The 19,157-nt window shown below is 61.1% G+C and carries 21 protein-coding genes; 6 read left to right on the top strand and 15 right to left on the bottom strand.

Features of this window, described 5'->3' with window-relative positions:
* The first annotated feature begins 24 nt into the window (after window positions 1–24).
* From CKW15_RS19915 to CKW15_RS19890, 6 genes are all read left to right on the top strand, one after another.
* Window positions 25–912 (top strand): 2-hydroxy-3-oxopropionate reductase, encoded by an 888-nt coding sequence (locus CKW15_RS19915; protein ID WP_095061637.1) that lies wholly within the window; start codon window positions 25–27, stop codon window positions 910–912.
* A 177-nt stretch (window positions 913–1,089) separates the two neighbouring features.
* The gene (locus CKW15_RS19910) at window positions 1,090–2,364 is read left to right on the top strand and encodes a glycerate kinase (RefSeq protein ID WP_095061639.1); all 1,275 of its coding nucleotides are present in this window, start codon (window positions 1,090–1,092) and stop codon (window positions 2,362–2,364) included.
* A complete protein-coding gene (pyk, locus tag CKW15_RS19905; protein WP_095061641.1) occupies window positions 2,361–3,776 on the top strand; it encodes a pyruvate kinase in 1,416 nt (471 codons plus the stop codon). Before CKW15_RS19910 ends, pyk begins: the two co-directional genes overlap by 4 nt.
* Window positions 3,777–3,983: 207 nt before the next feature.
* Window positions 3,984–4,898 carry an urea transporter gene (locus CKW15_RS19900; protein WP_095061643.1) on the top strand — a complete coding sequence of 305 codons (915 nt, stop codon included), beginning with the start codon at window positions 3,984–3,986 and terminating at the stop codon, window positions 4,896–4,898.
* A 21-nt stretch (window positions 4,899–4,919) separates the two neighbouring features.
* On the top strand, window positions 4,920–5,744 hold the full coding sequence (locus CKW15_RS19895; protein WP_095061645.1) for an ion transporter: 825 nt from the start codon (window positions 4,920–4,922) through the stop codon (window positions 5,742–5,744).
* A 173-nt stretch (window positions 5,745–5,917) separates the two neighbouring features.
* Window positions 5,918–6,916, top strand: coding sequence for a sulfate ABC transporter substrate-binding protein (locus CKW15_RS19890; protein WP_095061647.1), 999 nt, complete (start codon window positions 5,918–5,920; stop codon window positions 6,914–6,916).
* A 60-nt stretch (window positions 6,917–6,976) separates the two neighbouring features.
* Here the strand turns inward: CKW15_RS19890 and CKW15_RS19885 are convergent, their stop codons facing one another.
* The 15 genes from CKW15_RS19885 to phnC form a co-directional block, all read right to left on the bottom strand.
* Window positions 6,977–7,381, bottom strand: a complete 405-nt coding sequence (locus CKW15_RS19885; RefSeq protein WP_095061649.1) for a type II toxin-antitoxin system HicB family antitoxin — start codon at window positions 7,379–7,381, stop codon at window positions 6,977–6,979.
* The gene (locus CKW15_RS19880; protein WP_095061651.1) at window positions 7,381–7,593 is read right to left on the bottom strand and encodes a type II toxin-antitoxin system HicA family toxin; all 213 of its coding nucleotides are present in this window, start codon (window positions 7,591–7,593) and stop codon (window positions 7,381–7,383) included. Before CKW15_RS19880 ends, CKW15_RS19885 begins: the two co-directional genes overlap by 1 nt.
* Before the next feature lie 118 nt (window positions 7,594–7,711).
* A complete protein-coding gene (gene phnP / locus CKW15_RS19875) occupies window positions 7,712–8,461 on the bottom strand; it encodes a phosphonate metabolism protein PhnP (protein ID WP_095061653.1) in 750 nt (249 codons plus the stop codon).
* On the bottom strand, window positions 8,452–9,021 hold the full coding sequence (gene phnN / locus CKW15_RS19870) for a phosphonate metabolism protein/1,5-bisphosphokinase (PRPP-forming) PhnN (RefSeq protein WP_095061655.1): 570 nt from the start codon (window positions 9,019–9,021) through the stop codon (window positions 8,452–8,454). The genes phnP and phnN overlap by 10 nt, the downstream gene beginning before the upstream one ends.
* Window positions 9,021–10,166 carry an alpha-D-ribose 1-methylphosphonate 5-triphosphate diphosphatase gene (locus tag CKW15_RS19865; RefSeq protein WP_095061657.1) on the bottom strand — a complete coding sequence of 382 codons (1,146 nt, stop codon included), beginning with the start codon at window positions 10,164–10,166 and terminating at the stop codon, window positions 9,021–9,023. Before CKW15_RS19865 ends, phnN begins: the two co-directional genes overlap by 1 nt.
* Window positions 10,156–10,875, bottom strand: a complete 720-nt coding sequence (gene phnL / locus CKW15_RS19860; protein ID WP_095061659.1) for a phosphonate C-P lyase system protein PhnL — start codon at window positions 10,873–10,875, stop codon at window positions 10,156–10,158. The genes CKW15_RS19865 and phnL overlap by 11 nt, the downstream gene beginning before the upstream one ends.
* Window positions 10,876–10,903: 28 nt before the next feature.
* Window positions 10,904–11,710 carry a phosphonate C-P lyase system protein PhnK gene (phnK, locus tag CKW15_RS19855; RefSeq protein WP_095061661.1) on the bottom strand — a complete coding sequence of 269 codons (807 nt, stop codon included), beginning with the start codon at window positions 11,708–11,710 and terminating at the stop codon, window positions 10,904–10,906.
* Window positions 11,707–12,579 (bottom strand): alpha-D-ribose 1-methylphosphonate 5-phosphate C-P-lyase PhnJ, encoded by an 873-nt coding sequence (locus CKW15_RS19850; protein ID WP_095061663.1) that lies wholly within the window; start codon window positions 12,577–12,579, stop codon window positions 11,707–11,709. Before CKW15_RS19850 ends, phnK begins: the two co-directional genes overlap by 4 nt.
* The gene (locus tag CKW15_RS19845) at window positions 12,572–13,648 is read right to left on the bottom strand and encodes a carbon-phosphorus lyase complex subunit PhnI (RefSeq protein ID WP_095061665.1); all 1,077 of its coding nucleotides are present in this window, start codon (window positions 13,646–13,648) and stop codon (window positions 12,572–12,574) included. The genes CKW15_RS19850 and CKW15_RS19845 overlap by 8 nt, the downstream gene beginning before the upstream one ends.
* Window positions 13,648–14,238: a phosphonate C-P lyase system protein PhnH gene (gene phnH / locus CKW15_RS19840; protein ID WP_095061667.1), complete on the bottom strand. Its 591-nt coding sequence runs from the start codon at window positions 14,236–14,238 to the stop codon at window positions 13,648–13,650. Before phnH ends, CKW15_RS19845 begins: the two co-directional genes overlap by 1 nt.
* Window positions 14,238–14,687, bottom strand: coding sequence for a phosphonate C-P lyase system protein PhnG (gene phnG, locus CKW15_RS19835; RefSeq protein WP_095061669.1), 450 nt, complete (start codon window positions 14,685–14,687; stop codon window positions 14,238–14,240). Before phnG ends, phnH begins: the two co-directional genes overlap by 1 nt.
* Before the next feature lie 11 nt (window positions 14,688–14,698).
* Complete coding sequence (gene phnF / locus CKW15_RS19830) at window positions 14,699–15,403, bottom strand: phosphonate metabolism transcriptional regulator PhnF (RefSeq protein ID WP_177408863.1); 705 nt, start codon at window positions 15,401–15,403, stop codon at window positions 14,699–14,701.
* A gap of 39 nt (window positions 15,404–15,442) precedes the next feature.
* A complete protein-coding gene (gene phnE, locus CKW15_RS19825; protein WP_095061673.1) occupies window positions 15,443–16,225 on the bottom strand; it encodes a phosphonate ABC transporter, permease protein PhnE in 783 nt (260 codons plus the stop codon).
* 167 nt (window positions 16,226–16,392) lie between these two features.
* The gene (gene phnD, locus CKW15_RS19820; protein ID WP_095152608.1) at window positions 16,393–17,403 is read right to left on the bottom strand and encodes a phosphonate ABC transporter substrate-binding protein; all 1,011 of its coding nucleotides are present in this window, start codon (window positions 17,401–17,403) and stop codon (window positions 16,393–16,395) included.
* Window positions 17,404–17,446: 43 nt separating this feature from the next.
* The gene (gene phnC, locus CKW15_RS19815) at window positions 17,447–18,280 is read right to left on the bottom strand and encodes a phosphonate ABC transporter ATP-binding protein (RefSeq protein ID WP_095061677.1); all 834 of its coding nucleotides are present in this window, start codon (window positions 18,278–18,280) and stop codon (window positions 17,447–17,449) included.
* Window positions 18,281–19,157: the final 877 nt, after the last annotated feature.

Raw genomic sequence — 19,157 nt, 5'->3', positions numbered from 1 at the left:
AACAAATACAACGAGGATTTTCTCATGGCTAAAATCGGATTTATCGGCACCGGCATCATGGGCCACCCAATGGCGTTGAACCTGCAGAAAGCCGGTCACAGCCTGTTCCTGTCGGCGCACCACGATGCTGCGCCTGCCGATCTGGTCGCCGCTGGCGCCATTGCCCTGGCGAACCCGAAAGAAGTCGCCCAGGAAGCCGAGTTCATCATCGTCATGGTGCCGGATACCCCGCAGGTCGATGACGTGCTGTTCCGTGCCGACGGCATCGCTGCTGGCGTAGGCAAAGGCAAAATCGTGATCGACATGAGCTCGATCTCGCCGACCGCCACCAAGGCGTTCGCTGCCAAAATCAACGAAAAAGGCGCTCAGTACCTCGACGCTCCAGTGTCCGGCGGTGAAGTCGGTGCCAAGGCTGCGACCCTGAGCATCATGGTCGGCGGCGATACCGATGCCTTCGAACGCGCTCTGCCGCTGTTCCAGGCCATGGGCAAGAACATCACTCTGGTCGGTGGCAATGGCGACGGTCAAACCGCGAAAGTCGCGAACCAGATCATCGTGGCACTGAACATCCAGGCTGTGGCCGAAGCCCTGCTGTTCGCTTCGAAAAACGGTGCTGATCCAGCCAAGGTGCGTGAAGCACTGATGGGCGGTTTCGCCTCTTCGAAGATCCTTGAAGTGCACGGCGAGCGCATGATCAAGGGCACCTTCGACCCAGGTTTCCGCATCAGCCTGCACCAGAAGGACCTGAACCTGGCCCTGCAAGGCGCCAAGGAGCTGAACATCAACCTGCCGAACACCGCCAACACCCAACAGGTGTTCAGCACCTGCGCGGCCATCGGTGGCAGCAACTGGGACCACTCGGCGCTGATCAAAGGCCTGGAACACATGGCGAACTTCTCGATTCGCAAGTAGGAGCAAGCTTGCTCGCGACAAAATCGCCTCGGTGTATCTGAAGCACCGAGGCGCCTGGATCGCTGGCAAGCCAGCTCCTACAGAGGCCGATGAAACCCTGTAGGCGCTGGCCTGCCAGCGATCCATTCAGCACTGCTCCAACGTCAATCCCAATAACAAGAATTCCAGGAGTCCGTCATGTCGGTCGATCCGCAACAATTGCTGCGCGAGCTGTTTGCCACAGCCATCGACGCGGCGCACCCGCAACAAGTCCTCGAAGCCCATTTACCTGCCGACCGCAGCGGTCGCGTGATCGTCATTGGCGCCGGCAAAGCCGCAGCTGCCATGGCCCAAGTGGTCGAGCGCTGCTGGCAGGGTGAAGTGTCCGGCCTGGTGGTGACCCGTTATGGTCACGGCGCACCGTGCGAAAAAATCGAAGTGGTCGAAGCCGCTCACCCCGTTCCCGATGCAGCCGGTCTGGCCGTCGCCAAACGCGTGCTGGAACTGGTCAGCGACCTGAACGAAAGCGATCGCGTGATTTTCCTGCTCTCGGGCGGTGGCTCTGCCCTGCTGGCACTGCCGGCCGAAGGCATCACCCTGGCCGACAAGCAGTCCATCAACAAAGCCCTGCTCAAGTCCGGCGCGACCATCGGCGAGATGAACTGCGTGCGCAAGCACCTCTCGGCGATCAAGGGTGGGCGACTGGGCAAAGCCTGCTGGCCTGCCACTGTTTATACCTATGCGATTTCCGATGTACCGGGCGACCTGGCCACGGTCATCGCCTCCGGCCCGACCGTGGCCGACCCAAGCACCTCTGCCGAAGCGCTGGCGATCCTCAAGCGCTACAACATCGAAGTGCCAGCTACCGTGCGCAACTGGCTGCAAAGCCCGGAATCGGAGACGGTCAAACCCGGCGATCCGAGTCTGGCGCGCAGCCACTTCCAGTTGATTGCCCGCCCACAGCAATCGCTTGAAGCCGCCGCGGTGAAGTGCCGTCAGGCCGGTTTCAGCCCGCTGATTCTCGGTGACCTGGAAGGCGAGTCGCGAGACGTGGCGAAGGTCCATGCCGGTATCGCGCGGCAGATCGTCCTGCACGGTCAACCGCTGGCCGCACCGTGCGTGATTCTCTCGGGCGGTGAAACCACCGTGACCGTGCGCGGCAATGGCCGTGGCGGGCGCAACGCCGAGTTCCTGCTGAGCCTGACCGACAGCCTCAAAGGCTTGCCCGGCGTCTTCGCACTGGCCGGCGACACCGACGGCATCGACGGTTCCGAAGACAACGCCGGCGCCATCATGACCCCGGACAGCTACGCCCGCGCCGCCGCCCTCGGCCTGAGTGCCAGCGATGAGCTGGACAACAACAATGGCTACGGCTACTTCGAGGCGCTCGATGCACTGATCGTCACCGAGCCGACCCGCACCAACGTCAACGACTTCCGCGCCATTCTGATTCTCGAGAGCCAAAAATCATGACGCCTGATAAAAAGGTCAAAATCCTCGCTACCCTCGGCCCGGCCATCAACGGGGTCGACGACATCCGTGAGCTGGTGCAGGCCGGGGTGAACATCTTTCGCCTGAACTTCAGCCATGGTGACCACGCCGACCACGCCCTGCGTTATCAGTGGATCCGTGAAGTCGAACGTCAGCTGAATTATCCGCTGGGCATCCTGATGGACCTGCAAGGCCCGAAACTGCGGGTCGGCAAATTCGCCGAAGGCAAGGTGCAACTGGTGCGTGGCCAGGCCCTGCGCCTGGACCTGGATACAACGCCTGGCGATGAGCGCCGGGTCAACCTGCCGCACCCGGAAATCATCGCCGCGCTGGAGCCCGGCATGGACCTGCTGCTGGACGACGGCAAGCTGCGCCTGCGCGTGGTCACGAAGTACGACGACGCCATCGACACCACCGTGCTCAACGGCGGCGAGTTGTCGGACCGCAAAGGCGTGAACGTGCCGCAAGCGGTACTCGACCTCAGCCCGCTGACAGCCAAAGATCGCCGCGACTTGAGCTTCGGTCTGGAGCTCGGCGTCGACTGGGTGGCGCTGTCATTCGTGCAACGCCCGGACGACATTCGCGAAGCCCGTACGCTGATCGGCGACAAAGCCTTCCTGATGGCGAAAATCGAAAAGCCGTCGGCGGTGGAACAACTGCGCGAGATCGCCGAATTGAGCGACGCGATCATGGTCGCCCGTGGTGACCTGGGCGTGGAAGTGCCGGCCGAGAGCGTGCCGCAGATCCAGAAAAACATCATCAGCACCTGCCGCGAGCTCGGCAAACCGGTGGTGGTCGCCACTCAGATGCTGGAGTCGATGCGCTTCTCTCCCGCGCCAACCCGCGCCGAGGTAACCGATGTGGCCAACGCCGTGGCCGAAGGTGCGGACGCGGTGATGCTGTCGGCAGAAACCGCGTCCGGCGAGTACCCGCTTGAAGCCGTGCAAATGATGAGCAAGATCATCCGTCAGGTCGAAAGCGGCCCGGATTATCAGGCTCAACTGGACGTCAGCCGGCCGAAAGCCGAGGCGACTGTTTCCGATGCGATCAGCTGCGCCATCCGCCGTATCAGCAACGTGCTGCCGGTGGCAGTGCTGGTGAACTACAGCGAATCGGGTACCTCTAGCCTGCGTGCGGCGCGGGAACGGCCAACGGTGCCGATCCTCAACCTGACGCCGAACCTGCAAACCGCGCGTCGCCTGACGGTGGCGTGGGGCGTGCACTCGGTGGTCAATGATCGACTGCGTCAAGTGGATGAAGTGTGCTCGACAGCGCTGGAGATTGCCCAGGCCCAAGGCATGGCACAGCGCGGCGATACATTATTGATCACCGCCGGTGTGCCGTTTGGACAGCCGGGGTCGACTAACTCACTGCGCATCGAGACGTTGATCTAAGCATCAGAACTTGATGTGAGCGCTAACACTTGTGGCGAGGGGGCTTGCCCCCGTTCGACTGCGTAGCAGTCGTCGTTGGGCATGACGGGTTCCACAGAGAAACCGCATGTATCGATATCGGGGCCGCTTCGCGACCCAACGGGGCAAGCCCCCCTCGCCACAATATTTATGCAAGACCTTTGATGTCCCACTGCCCCAGACTTAGCCATGCCTGCCAATCACTTCAACTCCCACTGCCCCGACTGGGCCGAAGCGCTGCTCAACGGTTTCAGTCAAATATTCCTCCAGCGCCATCCGCTCTGCGGACTGTTGTGCCTGTTGGCCATCCTGCTCACCGCGCCAGTGCTGTTTGCCGGTGCGCTACTCGGTGGCGTCGCCGGATTGCTCACTGCGCAACGTCGCGGCTATGCCAAGGCGGATCGCCAGGCCGGGCTATTCAGCTACAACGGGGTTTTGCTCGGTTTGTTGCTGAGCCTCTATTTCCCTTGGTCAGCGATGCTGCCGCCGCTGATTCTGGCCGCGGGCGGTCTGAGTGCGATGGTCACGCAACAGTGGCTCAAACGCACCTGGCTCAACCAATACCTGTCTGCCTACACGGCTCCGTTCGTGGGGATGGGCTGGTTGCTGCTGTGTTTCGCCGAACCGTCCACGCCAGCGACGGTGCCCGAATTGAACACCCTGAACCTGCTTGCTGCTGCGTTCAAGGGACTCGGTCAGGTGATGTTCCTCGACCATCCATTGGCCGGTGCGATGATCGCCTTAGGCCTGCTGATCGCTGATCGCCGCGCGTTTTGCTGGGTGGTGCTTGCAACGTTTATCGGGCTCGGCTCAAGCCTGCTTCATCACGACACGAGCGCCGCGCTGCTCGGCCTTGGCGGTTACAACGCCGTACTCGCTGCCCTCGCCTTCAGTGCGCAACGTCAACACCCTTGGCTGCCATTGCTCGGCATCGTACTGGCGCTGCTGTTGACACCGCTTTTTGCCGCCCTCGGCCTGGCCACACTGACCGCGCCTTTCATCCTCGCCTGCTGGCTGATCCGCGCCGGCATTCAGATGCTGGGCGCAGCCTCTGTCGATAGCGAGCCTTGCGCTCACGGGGGCAATCAACCTAGGCTGCGCTGATCTGCAGCCCAGGCCATTTGAATGAACAGTAACGACACGTGGCGTCATCGCCTCTACGTGATTATTTTCCAGACTGACACCATCGCCGGTCGACGCTTTGACACCAGCCTGCTGCTGATCATTTTCGCCAGCCTGGTGGTGGTGATTCTGGACAGCATCGATGACGTTCATCAGAACTACGCCAGCCTGCTGGCGTACATCGAATGGGGCTTCACGGTGATCTTTCTGGGCGAGTACATCCTGCGGCTGTACTGCTCGCCCAAACCGCTGCGCTACGCATTCAGCTTCTATGGGCTGGTGGATCTGCTGGCTATCCTGCCAGGGATCCTGGCGTTGTATTACAGCGATGCGCAGTACCTGCTGATCATCCGGGTAATCCGGATGCTGCGGATCTTTCGCGTGCTCAAGCTCGGCCCCTACCTCAAACAAGCTCATTACCTGCTGGATGCCCTGCGCGGCAGCAAACAGAAAATCCTCGTGTTCCTGCTCAGCGTCTGCACGCTGGTGACGGTGTTCGGCACGCTGATGTACGTGGTCGAGGGCCCGCAACATGGCTTTACCAGCATTCCCAAAGGCATTTACTGGGCTATCGTGACGTTGACCACCGTCGGTTACGGCGACATCGTGCCCAAGACCGCGCTGGGTCAGGTGATCTCCTCGATGGTGATGATCACCGGTTACTCGATCATCGCCGTGCCTACGGGGATTTTCACCGCCGAACTGGCGACGGCCATGCGTGGCGGTCAACTGAATCACGATTGCCCGGTGTGCGCGAAAGACAACCATGAAACCGAGGCGTCTTTCTGTTCACGTTGTGGCAACGCGCTGTTTAGAAAAATGGAATAAGCAAAGTTCTTTTTAATATTTAAAGGACTATGCATCCCCGGCTATAGTCGCTGGCTTATTGATATCTAACAAATCACCCGCAGGAGCTGCCGCAGGCTGCGATCTTTTGATCCTTGAAGGCAAAATCAAAAGATCGCAGCCTGCGGCAGCGCCTACATAAAAAGGAATGCGCAGTGAAAAAACTCTTTGGCGCCTCACTTCTCGCCGCTGGCCTGGCGCTGGGCAACATCGCCCACGCCGCACCGACCCTGCTTAACGTTTCCTACGACGTGATGCGCGATTTCTACAAGGACTACAACACTGCGTTCCAGAAGCACTGGCAAGCCGAGCACAACGAAAACATCACCTTGCAGATGTCTTTCGGCGGCTCCAGCAAACAGGCGCGTTCGGTCATCGACGGCCTGCCCGCTGACGTGATCACCATGAACATGGCGACCGACATCAACGCCCTGGCGGACAACGGCAAACTGGTACCGGAGAACTGGGTCACCCGTCTGCCGAACAACAGCGCGCCGTTCACCTCGGCCACCGTGTTCATTGTGCGCAAAGGCAACCCGAAAGCCCTGAAAGACTGGCCGGATTTGCTCAAGGATGGCGTACAGGTCATCGTCCCGAACCCGAAAACCTCCGGCAACGGTCGCTACACCTACCTGTCAGCCTGGGGCTATGTGCTGAAAAACGGCGGTGACGAGAGCAAGGCAAAAGACTTCGTCGGCAAGCTGTTCAAGCAAGCACCGGTTCTGGACACCGGTGGCCGCGCCGCTACCACCACCTTCATGACCAACCAGATCGGCGACGTGCTGGTGACTTTTGAAAACGAAGCGGAAATGATTGCCCGCGAGTTCGGCCGCGATCAGTTCGAAGTCGTCTACCCAAGCGTCTCCGCCGAGGCTGAGCCGCCGGTGTCGGTGGTCGACAAAACCGTCGACAAGAAAGGCACCCGCGCCGCCGCCGAGGAATACCTCAAGTACCTGTGGTCGCCGGAAGGCCAGGAAATCGCGGCCGCCAACTACCTGCGTCCGCGTGACCCGGCCGTGTTGGCCAAGTACACCGATCGTTTCCCGAAAGTCGACTTCCTGTCGGTCGAAAAGACCTTTGGCGACTGGCGCACCGTGCAGAAAACCCACTTCAATGACGGTGGCGTTTTCGACCAGATTTACACCGGTCAGTAAGCGCTGAGCGAACATGAAAAAGGCGACCTGCACAGGTCGCCTTTTTTTGTGGTCAACGACTCAATGTCGAACCAGCTTCTCCATCGCCGCATCCGCCAAAAACGAGGAACGGCTTTTGACATTGTGCTCTCGTACATAACGGTCTATGCGCTGAATCACGTAGCCGGGCAGCGTGACGTTGACCTTCTCGGTCTTGCCCATATACGGCGAGATATCCAGCTCCAGCATGCCCCACCCCATGTCGGCGAACTCCGGATTGCCACGATGCAAGGCCGCTGAAGTCGGCATCGGAATCGTTTCTCCATCTGCCGCCATTTCCTGCAGCATGATGTGGGCAATTTCGACCGCAGCGTTGTAAGCATCTTCAAAGGTATCCCCGGCGGTCACTGCACCGGGAATATCAGGGATCTGGATACCGATGGCGGTGTGCTCGTCGCCCCACTCGATACAGATTGGATATTGCATTATGGATCTCCTGCATAACTGGCCAGCGGGCAGTACAACCCGGCTCGCCTCCTGATGCTCTTGACCGTCCCCACCGGCAAATCCTTTTTGGGATGGGGAACGGGAATCGTGTACGGGTTGTAACGGTGCGTGAAGATGTGATGACTGCCAGTGACCCGATCCAGGGTCCATCCCGCCTCCATCAGTTCCTTGATCAATAGCCTGCTCTGCACCACCAGCCTCCTTGCTCCGGCCCGAATAAAAGTAACCCTAGAGTTATCTTTACTCAAGCACAAAAACACGAAGGGAGACGTTCGGTTGTTTTACAGATCGTGACCGATACAGATCTTTTTACAGCTCACACCCATCAAACCCGACACTGACATTGCCCGGCAATTCTTCGCGATGCTCAACCAACCACGCATCCAACGTATGCCCGACATGGGTCAACACCGCTGACGTTGGCCGCAGTTCGTCAATGCACTGCAACGCCAGGTTCAGGTCGTTGTGATTGCGCGGCGCCTGAGGTTGCGGTGGCAGGGAGCAGTCCAGCACCAGCACATCCAGCGGTTCGCGCAGTAGCCAGTCCAGGGTGGACGGTGGCAGGCCCACGGTGTCAGTCAAATAGGCAATGCGCCGTCCCTCGCCTTCGAACAGATACCCCAGGGTCGGTTTGGAGTGCAGCAACGGCAACGCGGTAACGTTCAGCGTGCCGAAGGTGCGTGTTTCAAAGGCCCCGAACGGCTGGCTGAAATCGAGAATGCCGGGGTGTTTGTAGAGGTCGGCCAGGCCTTCCGGGTCCACCGGGCCGTGCACCGGAATCACCAGGCCCTGGCCCCAACGCAGATGCAACAAGCCCTGGGCGTGATCGGCGTGGTAGTGAGTCTGCAAAATGCCGTTGAAGCTGCGCGGCGCAAAGCGCTCGCACAGGTCTGGCATGCCGCTGTCGATCAACCAGCGCTGATCGCCGCACTCGATCAGCGCACTGCAGGGTCGACGCTGCAAACGCTGATCCTTACGCGCCCGATCGCAAGCCACGCACTCGCAGCCGTAGACCGGGACTTGCCGGGCATCACCGGTGCCGAGCAACGTCAAGCGCATATCGCGGGTTCGTCGATGCAGGCGAGCAAGCGTTCCACCGTATTTTCCAGTGCCCCGGAGTTATCGAGGACATGCACCATCGGGTCGTTGCCGGCCAGTACGCTTTGGTTGAATCGGGCGTTGCGCGCCAACCGTGCGTCTATTTCCGCCACGGACTCCCGTCCTCGTGCCAGCAAGCGCTCGCGCAACACCGCTTGATCCACGGTCAGCAGCACCACAAGCATGTGCGGGTAGCGCTCACGGGCATTGTGCAAATGCCCGCGCGAGCCATTGACCAGCACATCTTGTCCCGCCTTCAGCCAATCGTCGATTTCCCGCGGGATGCCGTAGGACAAACCGTTGGCGTGCCAGCTCAGGGCAAACGCGCCTTGCGCCTCCATCTCGGCGAACTGCTGCGGGCTGACACCCAAGGCCGCCTCGCCCACCGCCTCCGCCGAACGGGTGATGACCCGCCGCACGATGCGGCAGCCTCTTTCGGCCAACCGGCCTCGCGCCGCGTCCAACAGGCTGTCCTTGCCCGACCCGGAAGGTCCGATGAGATAGATCAACCTGCCCGACATCAGTACACCCTCTTTGCTTGCCGCCAAACTTGTTGAACCGCCGTCAGACCGTCGTGACTGCGTGCTTGCACCAGATCAGCCCGCAGGCCCGCTGCAATTTCGCCACGATCATGCAAACCCGCAGCGCGGGCCGGGTTCAGGCTGACCATGCGCACCGCTTCGGCCAGGCCGATGCGATTGTTCTGCGCTGCCAGCGCGAACGTTGATTGCAACAGGCTCGCCGGGTAGTAATCGCTGGACAGGATATCCAGCAAGCCTTCGGCCGCCAGCTCTGCGGCGGCCACGTTACCCGAGTGCGATCCGCCGCGCACGATGTTCGGTGCGCCCATCAACACTTTCATGTCCCGTTCCCGGCATCCGCGCGCCGCCTCGACCGTGGTCGGGAACTCGGCGATGGTCATGCCGTAGCGCGCCGACTCCTCGACGTGGGCCAGGGTCGCGTCATCATGACTGGCCACCGACAGGCCAAGGGCCAGACAGTGTTCGACAATTGCCGCACGATACCGGTCGCTGTACTGCCGCGAGTTGGCCATTTGCAGGGCGATGAAGTCATCCATCTGCGTCGTGGTCAGGTGGTACTTGCCCATGTAGTACTCACGGTACTTGGATTCCAGCACAAACTGGCGCTGGCCCGGCGAGTGGTCCATCACTGACACCAGTTGCACCAGCGGGTTTTCCACCAGATCGCGGAACACACTCAAGGTGTCCGGGTGGCACAGCTCGCAGCGCAAGTGCAACCGGTGTTCGGCCCGGGTCAGGCCGGCATCGGACGCTTTGGTAATCGCCTCCAGCATCGCCGGCAATTTCTGCATGCGATTGCCCTTGGGGTTAACGTCGCCGATGGACACCGCATCGAACACCGTGGTGATGCCCGCCGCGATGATCTGCGCATCGTGACTGAGCACCGCCGGTACCGACGGCCAGTCCACACCGGGGCGCGGGGTCATGTGACGTTCCAGGTTGTCGGTGTGCAGCTCCACCAGACCCGGCAGCAGGTAATCACCATGCAGATCCTGCGCCTGAGGCAGGCGGCTCGGGCCTTCGCAGACTTCAGCGATCACGCCGTCGCGCAGCACCACGGTGCCGTAGAACACACGGTCAGCGGTGACCAGTTGGGCATTGCTGAGGATCTGTTCAACGGGCATCGGCGTATTCCTCTTGGCTGACTGCGGCTGGGGTCATGTCGAGATGGCGGTCGGCAACCGCTTCGCGGGCGATGCGATCGTGGAAAATGCCGATCAGTGCGGCCCCTGCAACTTTTGCTTCATTCATCAGTTCCAGCACCACCTGGCGATTGTTGTCGTCGAGTGATGCGGTGGGCTCGTCGAGCAACATCACCGGCCACGCCACCATGAAACCTCGGGCGATGTTGACCCGTTGCTGCTCGCCACCGGAGAACGTGCCGGGAGCCAGTTGCCACAGGCGTTGCGGAATGTTCAGACGGCTGAGTAGCGATTCGGCACGCGCTTGCGCCTGCTCTTTCGCCCAGCCCCGGGCCAGCGCCGGTTCCATCACCACGTCAAGGCACGCGACCCGCGGGATCACTCGCAAAAACTGGCTGACATAACCCAACGTGCGCTGACGCACTTGCAGGATGTCCCGGGGTTCGGCGCCCACCAGCTCCAGCCATTGGCCATCGTGCTGCACGCGAATGCTGCCGCCTGCGGGCAGATAGTTGCCGTACAAGGTGCGTAGCAAGGTGCTTTTACCGGCGCCGGATTGACCGTGCAGCACCAGGCATTCACCGGCCGCCACACTGAAATCGATCCCGCGCAGTACGTTGAGGACCACGCCGTGCTGCTGATGCAGGGTGAAGGTTTTCGAGAGGTCACGGACCTCGATCAAGGTATTCATCGCTCGGTTTCCACTATTGAACGGGGCTTCACGGCTGCAACACCGAAGACACCAGCAGTTGCGAATAAGGGTGTTGGGGATCGTCGAGGATCTGATCGGTCAGCCCGGTTTCCACCACCCGCGAGCGGCGCATCACCATCAGGCGGTCGGCCAGCAGACGTGCCACCGCCAAGTCGTGGGTGACAATCACCACCGCCAGATCCAGTTCCCGCACCAGTCCGCGCAGCAGGTCGAGCAAGCGCGCCTGCACCGAGACATCGAGGCCACCGGTCGGCTCGTCCATGAACACCAACCGTGGGCTCGACACCAGATTGCGGGCGATTTGCAGGCGTTGCTGCATGCCGCCAGAAAAGGTCCGGGGCAAATCGTCAATGCGCTGCGGATCGATTTCCACCTGACTCAACCAGTCGAGACCGGCCCCGCGCAGCTGCTGATAATTGCGCACACCCTGGGCCATCAGACGTTCTCCGATGTTGGCGCCAGCGGACACGCCCATGCGCAAACCGTCACGCGGGCTCTGCTCGACGAACCCCCATTCGGTACGCAGCAAGGTGCGGCGCTCGGCTTCGCTGGCGCTGTACAGGTCCAGCCATTGGTCCTGTTTGTCGCGGTAACCGATGCTGCCGCGCTGCGGCGGCAGGCGGCCGCTGAGCAGTGAGAGCAAGGTGGATTTGCCCGAGCCGGACTCGCCGACAATTCCCAAAACTTCACCGGGATACAAATCGAAGTTGACGTCCTGGCAACCTTTCTCCGGGCCGTACAACAGCGACAAATCACGCACTCGCAGCAGCGGCTCAGTGGACACGGTCACATCGTTTTTCAGCGCCTGGTTCATTGGCCCTGCTCCTGCTGGCTGACGCGCTGTGCGCAGTAATAAGTGTCGGAACAGACGAAGCTCTGGGTGCCGGCGTCGTCGAGAATCAACTCATCGAGGAACGACTCACGGCTGCCACAAATCGCGCAGCACGCTTCCCATTTCTGCGCTTCGAAGGGGTGATCCTCGAAGTCGAGGCTGGTGACTTTGGTGTACGGCGGCACCGCGTACAGACGCTTCTCGCGGCCAGCGCCGAACAGCATCAGCGCCGGGCTCATGTCGAGTTTCGGGTTGTCGAATTTGGGGATCGGCGACGGGTCCATCACGTAGCGCTCGTCCACCATCACCGGGTAGGCGTACGCCGTGGCGATGTGGCCGAAGGTGGCGATGTCTTCGTAAAGTTTGACGTGCATGACCCCGTAATCGTTGAGGGCGTGCATGGTCCGGGTCTCGGTTTCCGACGGCTCGATAAAGCGCAGCGGCTCCGGAATCGGCACCTGGTAAACCATGATCTGGTCGGCGTGCAGCGGCGTTTCCGGGATGCGGTGACGGGTCTGGATCACCGTCGCGTCCGGCGTACTTTCGGTGGTGGCGACGCCTGCGGTGCGGGCGAAGAAGCGGCGGATCGATACGGCGTTGGTGGTGTCGTCCGCGCCCTGATCGATGACCTTGAGCACGTCATCGTCACCGAGAATCGCGGCGGTCAACTGCATGCCTCCGGTGCCCCAGCCGTAAGGCAACGGCATCTCGCGACCACCGAACGGCACCTGATAACCGGGGATCGCCACGGCCTTGAGCAAGGCGCGGCGGATCATGCGTTTGGTCTGCTCATCGAGGTAGGCGAAGTTGTATGCCGCATCGCGCACGGGTGCCTGGCTCACGTCATTCATGGTTTTGGCCCTCGGCAGGCTTGCGCAGTTTGCGGATCAGTTCCAGTTCAGCCTGGAAGTCGACGTAGTGAGGCAGCTTGAGGTGCGAGACAAAACCGGCGGCCTCGACGTTGTCGCAGTGCATGAGCACGAACTCTTCCTGTTGTGCTGGCGAGACGATCTCTTCGTTGTACTCGTCGGCGCGCAACGCACGGTCCACCAGCGCCATGCCCATGGCCTTGCGCTCGGCGTGTCCGAAGGCCAGGCCGTAGCCGCGAGTGAACTGCGCCAGCTCAGTGGCCGAGCCAACGAATTGGTTGACCATCTCGCACTCAGTGACTTCGATGTTGCCCAGGTTGATCGGAAAACCCAGCTCTTCAGGGTCGATCCAGACCTCGACTTCGCCGATGCGGATTTCACCCGCGAAGGGGTGGTTGCGGCCATAACCGCGTTGGGTCGAATAGCCCAGCGCCAACAGGAAACCTTCATCGCCACGGGCCAGGGCTTGCAGGCGTTGAGCGCGACTGGCGGGCAACTCCAGCGGGTCGCGGGTGATGTCGGCCACGTTTTCGCCGCTGTCGGATTCGGTCTTGATCAGGCCTTCCTGCGCCAGCAAACCGAGGACTCGCGGGCACGCTTCGAGGCTGGCATTCGGCGTGGTTTGCGGCCCCGGATATTCGCCTTCGGCCAGCAAGGCAAAGTCCAGCAGACGGTGGGTGTAATCGAAGGTCGGACCCAGCAGTTGCCCGCCCGGCACGTCCTTGAAGGTCGCGGACAAGCGTCGGCTGAGCTGCATGTTCTGGGTATCGATCGGCAGGCTCGGGTTGAAGCGCGGCAACGTGGTGCGGTAGGCGCGCAGCAGGAAGATTGCTTCCACCAGATCCCCCGCCGCTTGCTTGATCGCCAGCGCGGCGAGTTCTTCGTCGTACAGCGAGCCTTCGCTCATCACCCGCGCCACTGCCAGCGGCAGTTGCTGACGGATCTGCTCGACACTCAACTCAGTGACCGCGGTATCGCCCCGACGTTTTTTCGCCAGCAGGCGGTGGGCATTGTCGATGGCCTGTTCGCCACCCTTGACGGCTACGTACATCAGGCACGCTCCTCTGCGATGCGGGTACTGCGCGGCAAACCGATCAGGTCGTGGCCGGCAGTGAAAAACAGGTCGAGGCCACGGGGGAATTCGTTGCGGCGTTCACGTTCGCGCCACAAGCCATCGGCTATCGGCAGCGCCACGTCGTGTTCGCTTTCAATCCCCGGCCCTCGCCACTTCAGCCCTGCCCCGCCGCCGAGGCTTGGCAGCTGAATGAGCACGGTGCAGGACTGGTCGGGATAACGATCATTGCCGGTATCGAAACCGCTCAGGTCGAGCAGGTCTTCAGAGGCAAGCAAAGCGAATCTCGCGTCTTCACGCCGGGTGGTCAGCGGGCAACCACAGTGGAACGCCAGGTTGGCGCGGATCAGCGGCGTATCGAATGACGGCGCGAGCCACAGCGGTGTGTCGACATCGAGCATTGCCAGGCAGAGTGCATAAGTCGCGGGGGCCAGGCCTTCGAGTCTCGGTGCGACCTGTAGGGTCTGGATCAATCCGGGGCCGGCCAACGCCTTGAGTGCCGCGCGAAATCCACGCTGGGCATCCAGCACCGGGTCGGCAAACGCCGGTTGCAACAACTGTGCGCTCATCAGTTTTCTCCTCGCACGAGGGTGAAGAATTCGACTTTGGTGGCGGCGGTTTCCGCCTCTTTTTGTGCCCGGCGCTCAGCTTGAGCTGCCGCCAGCGGCGTGATCATGTCCGCCAGCCAGTGCCGCTGCTGCACGCCCTGCAAATGCGCGTCGGCCAACGCGGCGAGTTCGGCATGGGCCTTGTCGCGCCCCGCCAGATAGCTGTAGCCCGTACGGCCATCGGCCAGGCGCACCACGCAGCGGGTCACGCTCATTTCACCGACGTTGAACGGCGCGCCATTGCCACCCATGCGGCCACGGACCAGGGTCATGCCGACTTCCGGGGCGCGGATCAGTTGGTATTCAATGTCGCGCAACGCATCTTCAAAGGGCTGCAATTCACTGCGACGGGCGCGGGCCAGCACACCAATCCAGTGCTGCCGTTCGGCGTGAGGAACAGGGTTTTGCATGGCGTTCTCCATCAGGTGACGACCTGGTACTGGAAGCGATCCGAACGGCTGGTGGACTGGGCCAGCTCCACGGCACGGCCGTCGCGATCGCGGGAAAGGGTGAAGACACTCAGCGCCGGCAGATGCCGGGGCATCATCAGCAGCGCGGCTTCTTCGCGGTTGGGCAATCGGGCGCCGATCAGGCTCTGGGTACGGGTCAGTGGCAGGTCCCGTTCGCTCAGGTATTTGCGCAGAGAGCCACCGGTGTAGTCGGCCAGCAGCGGCGCGTGAGTGGCGCAATAGCGATGGCGGATCAGGCTGACCGGTTGGTTGTCGAGCTTGCGCAAGGTCTGCAATTCGATCATCGGCGCCATTTCGGCGATGCCCAGATGTTGGGCTTCTTCGCGACTGGCAAAGCAGTAGCGACGCTTGAGCAGTAGCGCCTCGACGCCATGCCCCTGGGCTGACAAAGACTGGCTGTAGGCGCTCTCGGCGGTCATCGAGTAAATCAGCGGCCGCTCCAGCACCTGGGTGCCTTTGCCCTGGCGGCGCAACAGGCTGCCTTCGAACACCAACTCATCGATGGCGCGGCGCAAGGTGTGACGATTGACACCGAAGCGCTCGGCCAACATCACCTCGCCCGGCAGGAAGTCTCCGGCGCGGTACTCCGCCAGCTCCCGCCGCAGGATGTCGGCCAATTCGCGGTACACCGGCTCATCTTGTCTAGACAACTGCATGCTTTAAAAAAAGCGCCCGCGGGCACCCCTCCGAAAAAGTCAGATGAACTGCTTGCGCAGGCGTTGCGACAGGATGTCGATCAGGCTGACGATGACGATGATCACCAGCAGCACCGCGCAGGTCTGCGTGAACTGGAAGGCGCGGATGTTCTCCCACAGGATCACGCCGATACCGCCAGCGCCGACCATCCCCACCACCGTCGCCGAACGCACGTTGGCTTCGAAGCGGTACAGCGCGTAGGACACCCACAGCGGCATCACTTGCGGAATCACCCCGTAGATCACCTCTTGCAAGGCACTGGCACCGGTGGCGCGAACACCTTCGACCGGGCCCGGATCAATCGCTTCGACGGCTTCGGCGAACAGTTTGGCGAGTACGCCGGTGGTGCTGATCCACAGCGCCAACACCCCGGCAAACGGCCCCAGCCCGACAGCCACCACGAACAACATGGCGAAGACCATTTCGTTGATCGAGCGGAACGCATCCATCACCCGGCGCAGCGGTTGGTGGATCCACCACGGTGTGATGTTTTCCGAGCAGAGAATGCCCAGCGGCACCGAGCAGACAATCGCCAGCACCGTGCCCCACAGGGCGATTTGTACGGTGACGAGCATTTCCTTGAGGTACATGCGCCATTCATGGAAATCCGGCGGGAAGAAGTCCCCGGCGAACGTCGCCATGTTTCCCGAGTCGCGGTACAGCGCCATCGGATTCATTTCAGCGCCGTGCCAGGCCCAGGCCAGCAGGACCAGAAACAGGCCCCAACCGGCGTATTGCGGCCAGGTACGCTTGCCAACAGCTTCAGCGTGCAGAGTGGTCATGAGGGTTCTCTAAAAAGCGTTTAAAGAGGCGATTCACATATGTCATGGCGGGTACAAAACCCGTAGGAGCAAGCTTGCTCGCGATGGCGGCGTGACAGGCAGCGTCAATGTCGACTGACACTCAGTCATCGCGAGCAAGCTTGCTCCCACACTTACCGAGGCATGCATCAACCGGCGTTGGCGGTCTTTTTATCGCTCTTCTCGAGCAAGGTGATGCGCTCTTGCAGCTTCGCCAGCTCGGCATCGATCTCGGCCAGTTTTTTGGTTTTATCGGCCGCATCAAGCTTGGTGTCCGCAGTGATCGTGGTGCGTTGCTTGAACAACTCGAGCTGACGAATCGGCAGCAACTGGTCGTCGCTGGACTTCAGGAACTTGCCCAGTTGCATGCCCTTGAGCACCGCTTTCTCTTCGTCGGTGTCGCCGTAGCTGAAGATGAAATCGCGGATCTTGGTCTTCTCGCTGTCACTCAGCGCTTTGCTCCACACCAACGGGTCGGCAGGGATCAGCGGCGACTTCCAGATCACTTTCAACAGCGCAGCTTTATCGGGCTGGGTGACTTCCAGGCGATCCCAGCTTTCGGTGTTGAACGTCGCCACATCCAGTTGCCCCTTGGCCACGCTCAAGGCGTTGACCTCATGGCTGGAATTGAGCGTGCGCTTGAACGCGGTGGCGGCATCGACGTTGTTCTTGGCGAACACGTAGTAGCCCGGCACCAGATAGCCCGAGGTGGAGTTCGGATCACCGTTGCCGAAGGTCAGGTTCTTGGCGTCCTTCAGCATGTCGTCGACCGAATTGATCGGGCTGTCCTTGCGCGCGATCAACACGCTCCAGTAACCGGCAGCGCCACTGGCCGCGGCGGTCTGGGCGAAGATTTCACCGTTGGAACGGTCCACGGCTTCGATGGCGGCCTTGTTGCCCAGCCACGCCACATCGACCTTGTTGAAGCGCATGCCCTGGATCAGGCCGGCATAGTCGGAAGCGAATGTGGCGTTGATCTTCAGGCCGGTCTGCTTCTGCATGTCGTCAAGAAATGGCTGCCAGACGCTCTTGAGATTTTGCGAAGACTCGGTGGACATGATGCCGAAGTTGATGGCTTTTTCTTCAGCCTGGGCGGTGCCCATCAAACAACCGGTGAGCAGTGCTGCACCAGCAAAAACGCGACCGATACGGTTCAACATGGAAAGGTTTCCTGAGAGTGAACGGTTGGGGAGTCCGGAGTGATCAAACACGCGCCAGCACCAGCCGGGGTGCAGCTTCGTTGTGACGGGAAGGCTCGGAGCACATGAGGCTGGTGTCGATGTCGGCACCGTACAGATCGTTGAGGAACGCGCCACTGAGCTCAGTACCCGGGCCATCGAAATGAATCCGACCGGCCTTCAGCGCCACGGCGCGCGGGCAATAGCGGGTGGCGTAGTCGACCTGATGCAGGGTCACCACCACGGTCTTGCCGTCGCGGCGATTGATGTCGGCGAGGATTTCCATAACCTTGCGCGCCGATTCCGGATCCAGAGAGGCGATCGGCTCGTCCGCAAGGATGACTTCGGCACGCTGGGTCAGTGCACGGGCAATCGCCACGCGTTGCTGCTGCCCACCGGACAAGGTCGAGGCCCGCTGCGCGGCGAGGTCAGCCAGGCCGACGCGGGCCAGGGACTCCATGGCGAACTGTTTTTCCTCGGCATTGAACAGGCCCAGGTTGCCACGCCAGCGCGGCATGCGGCCCAGGCAACCGAGCAGCACGTTGTCGAGCACGCTCAGACGATTGACCAGGTTGAACTGCTGGAAGATGTAGCCGATGTCGGCGCGCAAGCGGCGCACCTTGCCATTGAGCCGTCCGCTCGCCTGTACTTCCCGCCCCAGCACTTTGACGCTGCCACCGTTGTTTTTATCGCAACAGGCCAGGCCCGCGAGATGGCGCAACAAGGTGGATTTGCCGGAGCCGGACGCGCCGATCAGCGCGACCATCTCACCGGCCGCGATGGTCAGTTCGAGGTCGACCAGTGCGGTTTTACGCGCAAAGGTCTTGTTCAGATGATCGACATGGATAGCTGCGTTCATGGGCTTCTCTGTCTGGTTGAACAGCCGTCCGTGGCCGTATTTGAGTTCAACAGACTTTAGGCACGGGGCATGTCAGCCCTATGACTTGCACATTTCACTGGGTGAATCATTTGATGAAGGTTTTGTGAAAGGTTGAGCTGGAGGGCTGGCGCGTTTGGTCGCGGTTGTGACCGGATTGGGTGTCCACTGGCGAACCCGGCAGACTTGACTCAGGCCGGTATTCGCCCTGGTTTTTCATGAGGGGGCATATACCGCAACCGCGTCAGAGGCGGCCTACCGGCCGGTCTGGTTCTGATGCGCGCGTGTTTCCCTGTAGGAGCTGTCGAGTGCAACTAGGCTGCGATCTTTTGACTCTGTTTTTTACAGGCAAGATCAATAGATCGCAGCCTTCGGCAGCTCCTACGGAGTGATACATCCGCAAAATCAGGTCGTCTGTCAGGCCGCCATCGCTGGCAAGCCAGCTCCTACAGTTGATTGGCGTACACCACGCTCCTCACCACTCATCAGGCCGAGCGTTAGCTCGCCTTCCACTTTTGATCCACCCGCCCCCTCGGGAGGCTGAGTGGAGGTGTTTATCCGGGGATTGGCGCGCAGCGCCGTTCGACGTAGTCGAACTCATTGCATGTAGGTCGAAGCGAAGCCGACCGGAGGGCAATGCCCCCGGATGAATACCGGAGCGAAGGAACGCCGAGCCTCAGCGAGGGGCCGTACGTAAGGGGCGAGCGTTTTTTGCTTACTTTTTTAGGCGCTCGGTACGTGTCAAGGTACCTGTCACCTTGTCTTACAGTTGCTAGCCCGTTGCGCTCTTAATTTCAGGGCGCTCTGGGTTTAAATACACAGCATCTGCCAACTTCCAGTTGCGTGTTCGAGTGCTCCA

This window comes from Pseudomonas sp. Irchel s3b5, assembly GCF_900187435.1.
Taxonomy (GTDB): domain Bacteria; phylum Pseudomonadota; class Gammaproteobacteria; order Pseudomonadales; family Pseudomonadaceae; genus Aquipseudomonas.
Note: the sequence above shows the minus strand (reverse complement) of the source record. Positions and strands in the feature narration are given on the sequence as shown.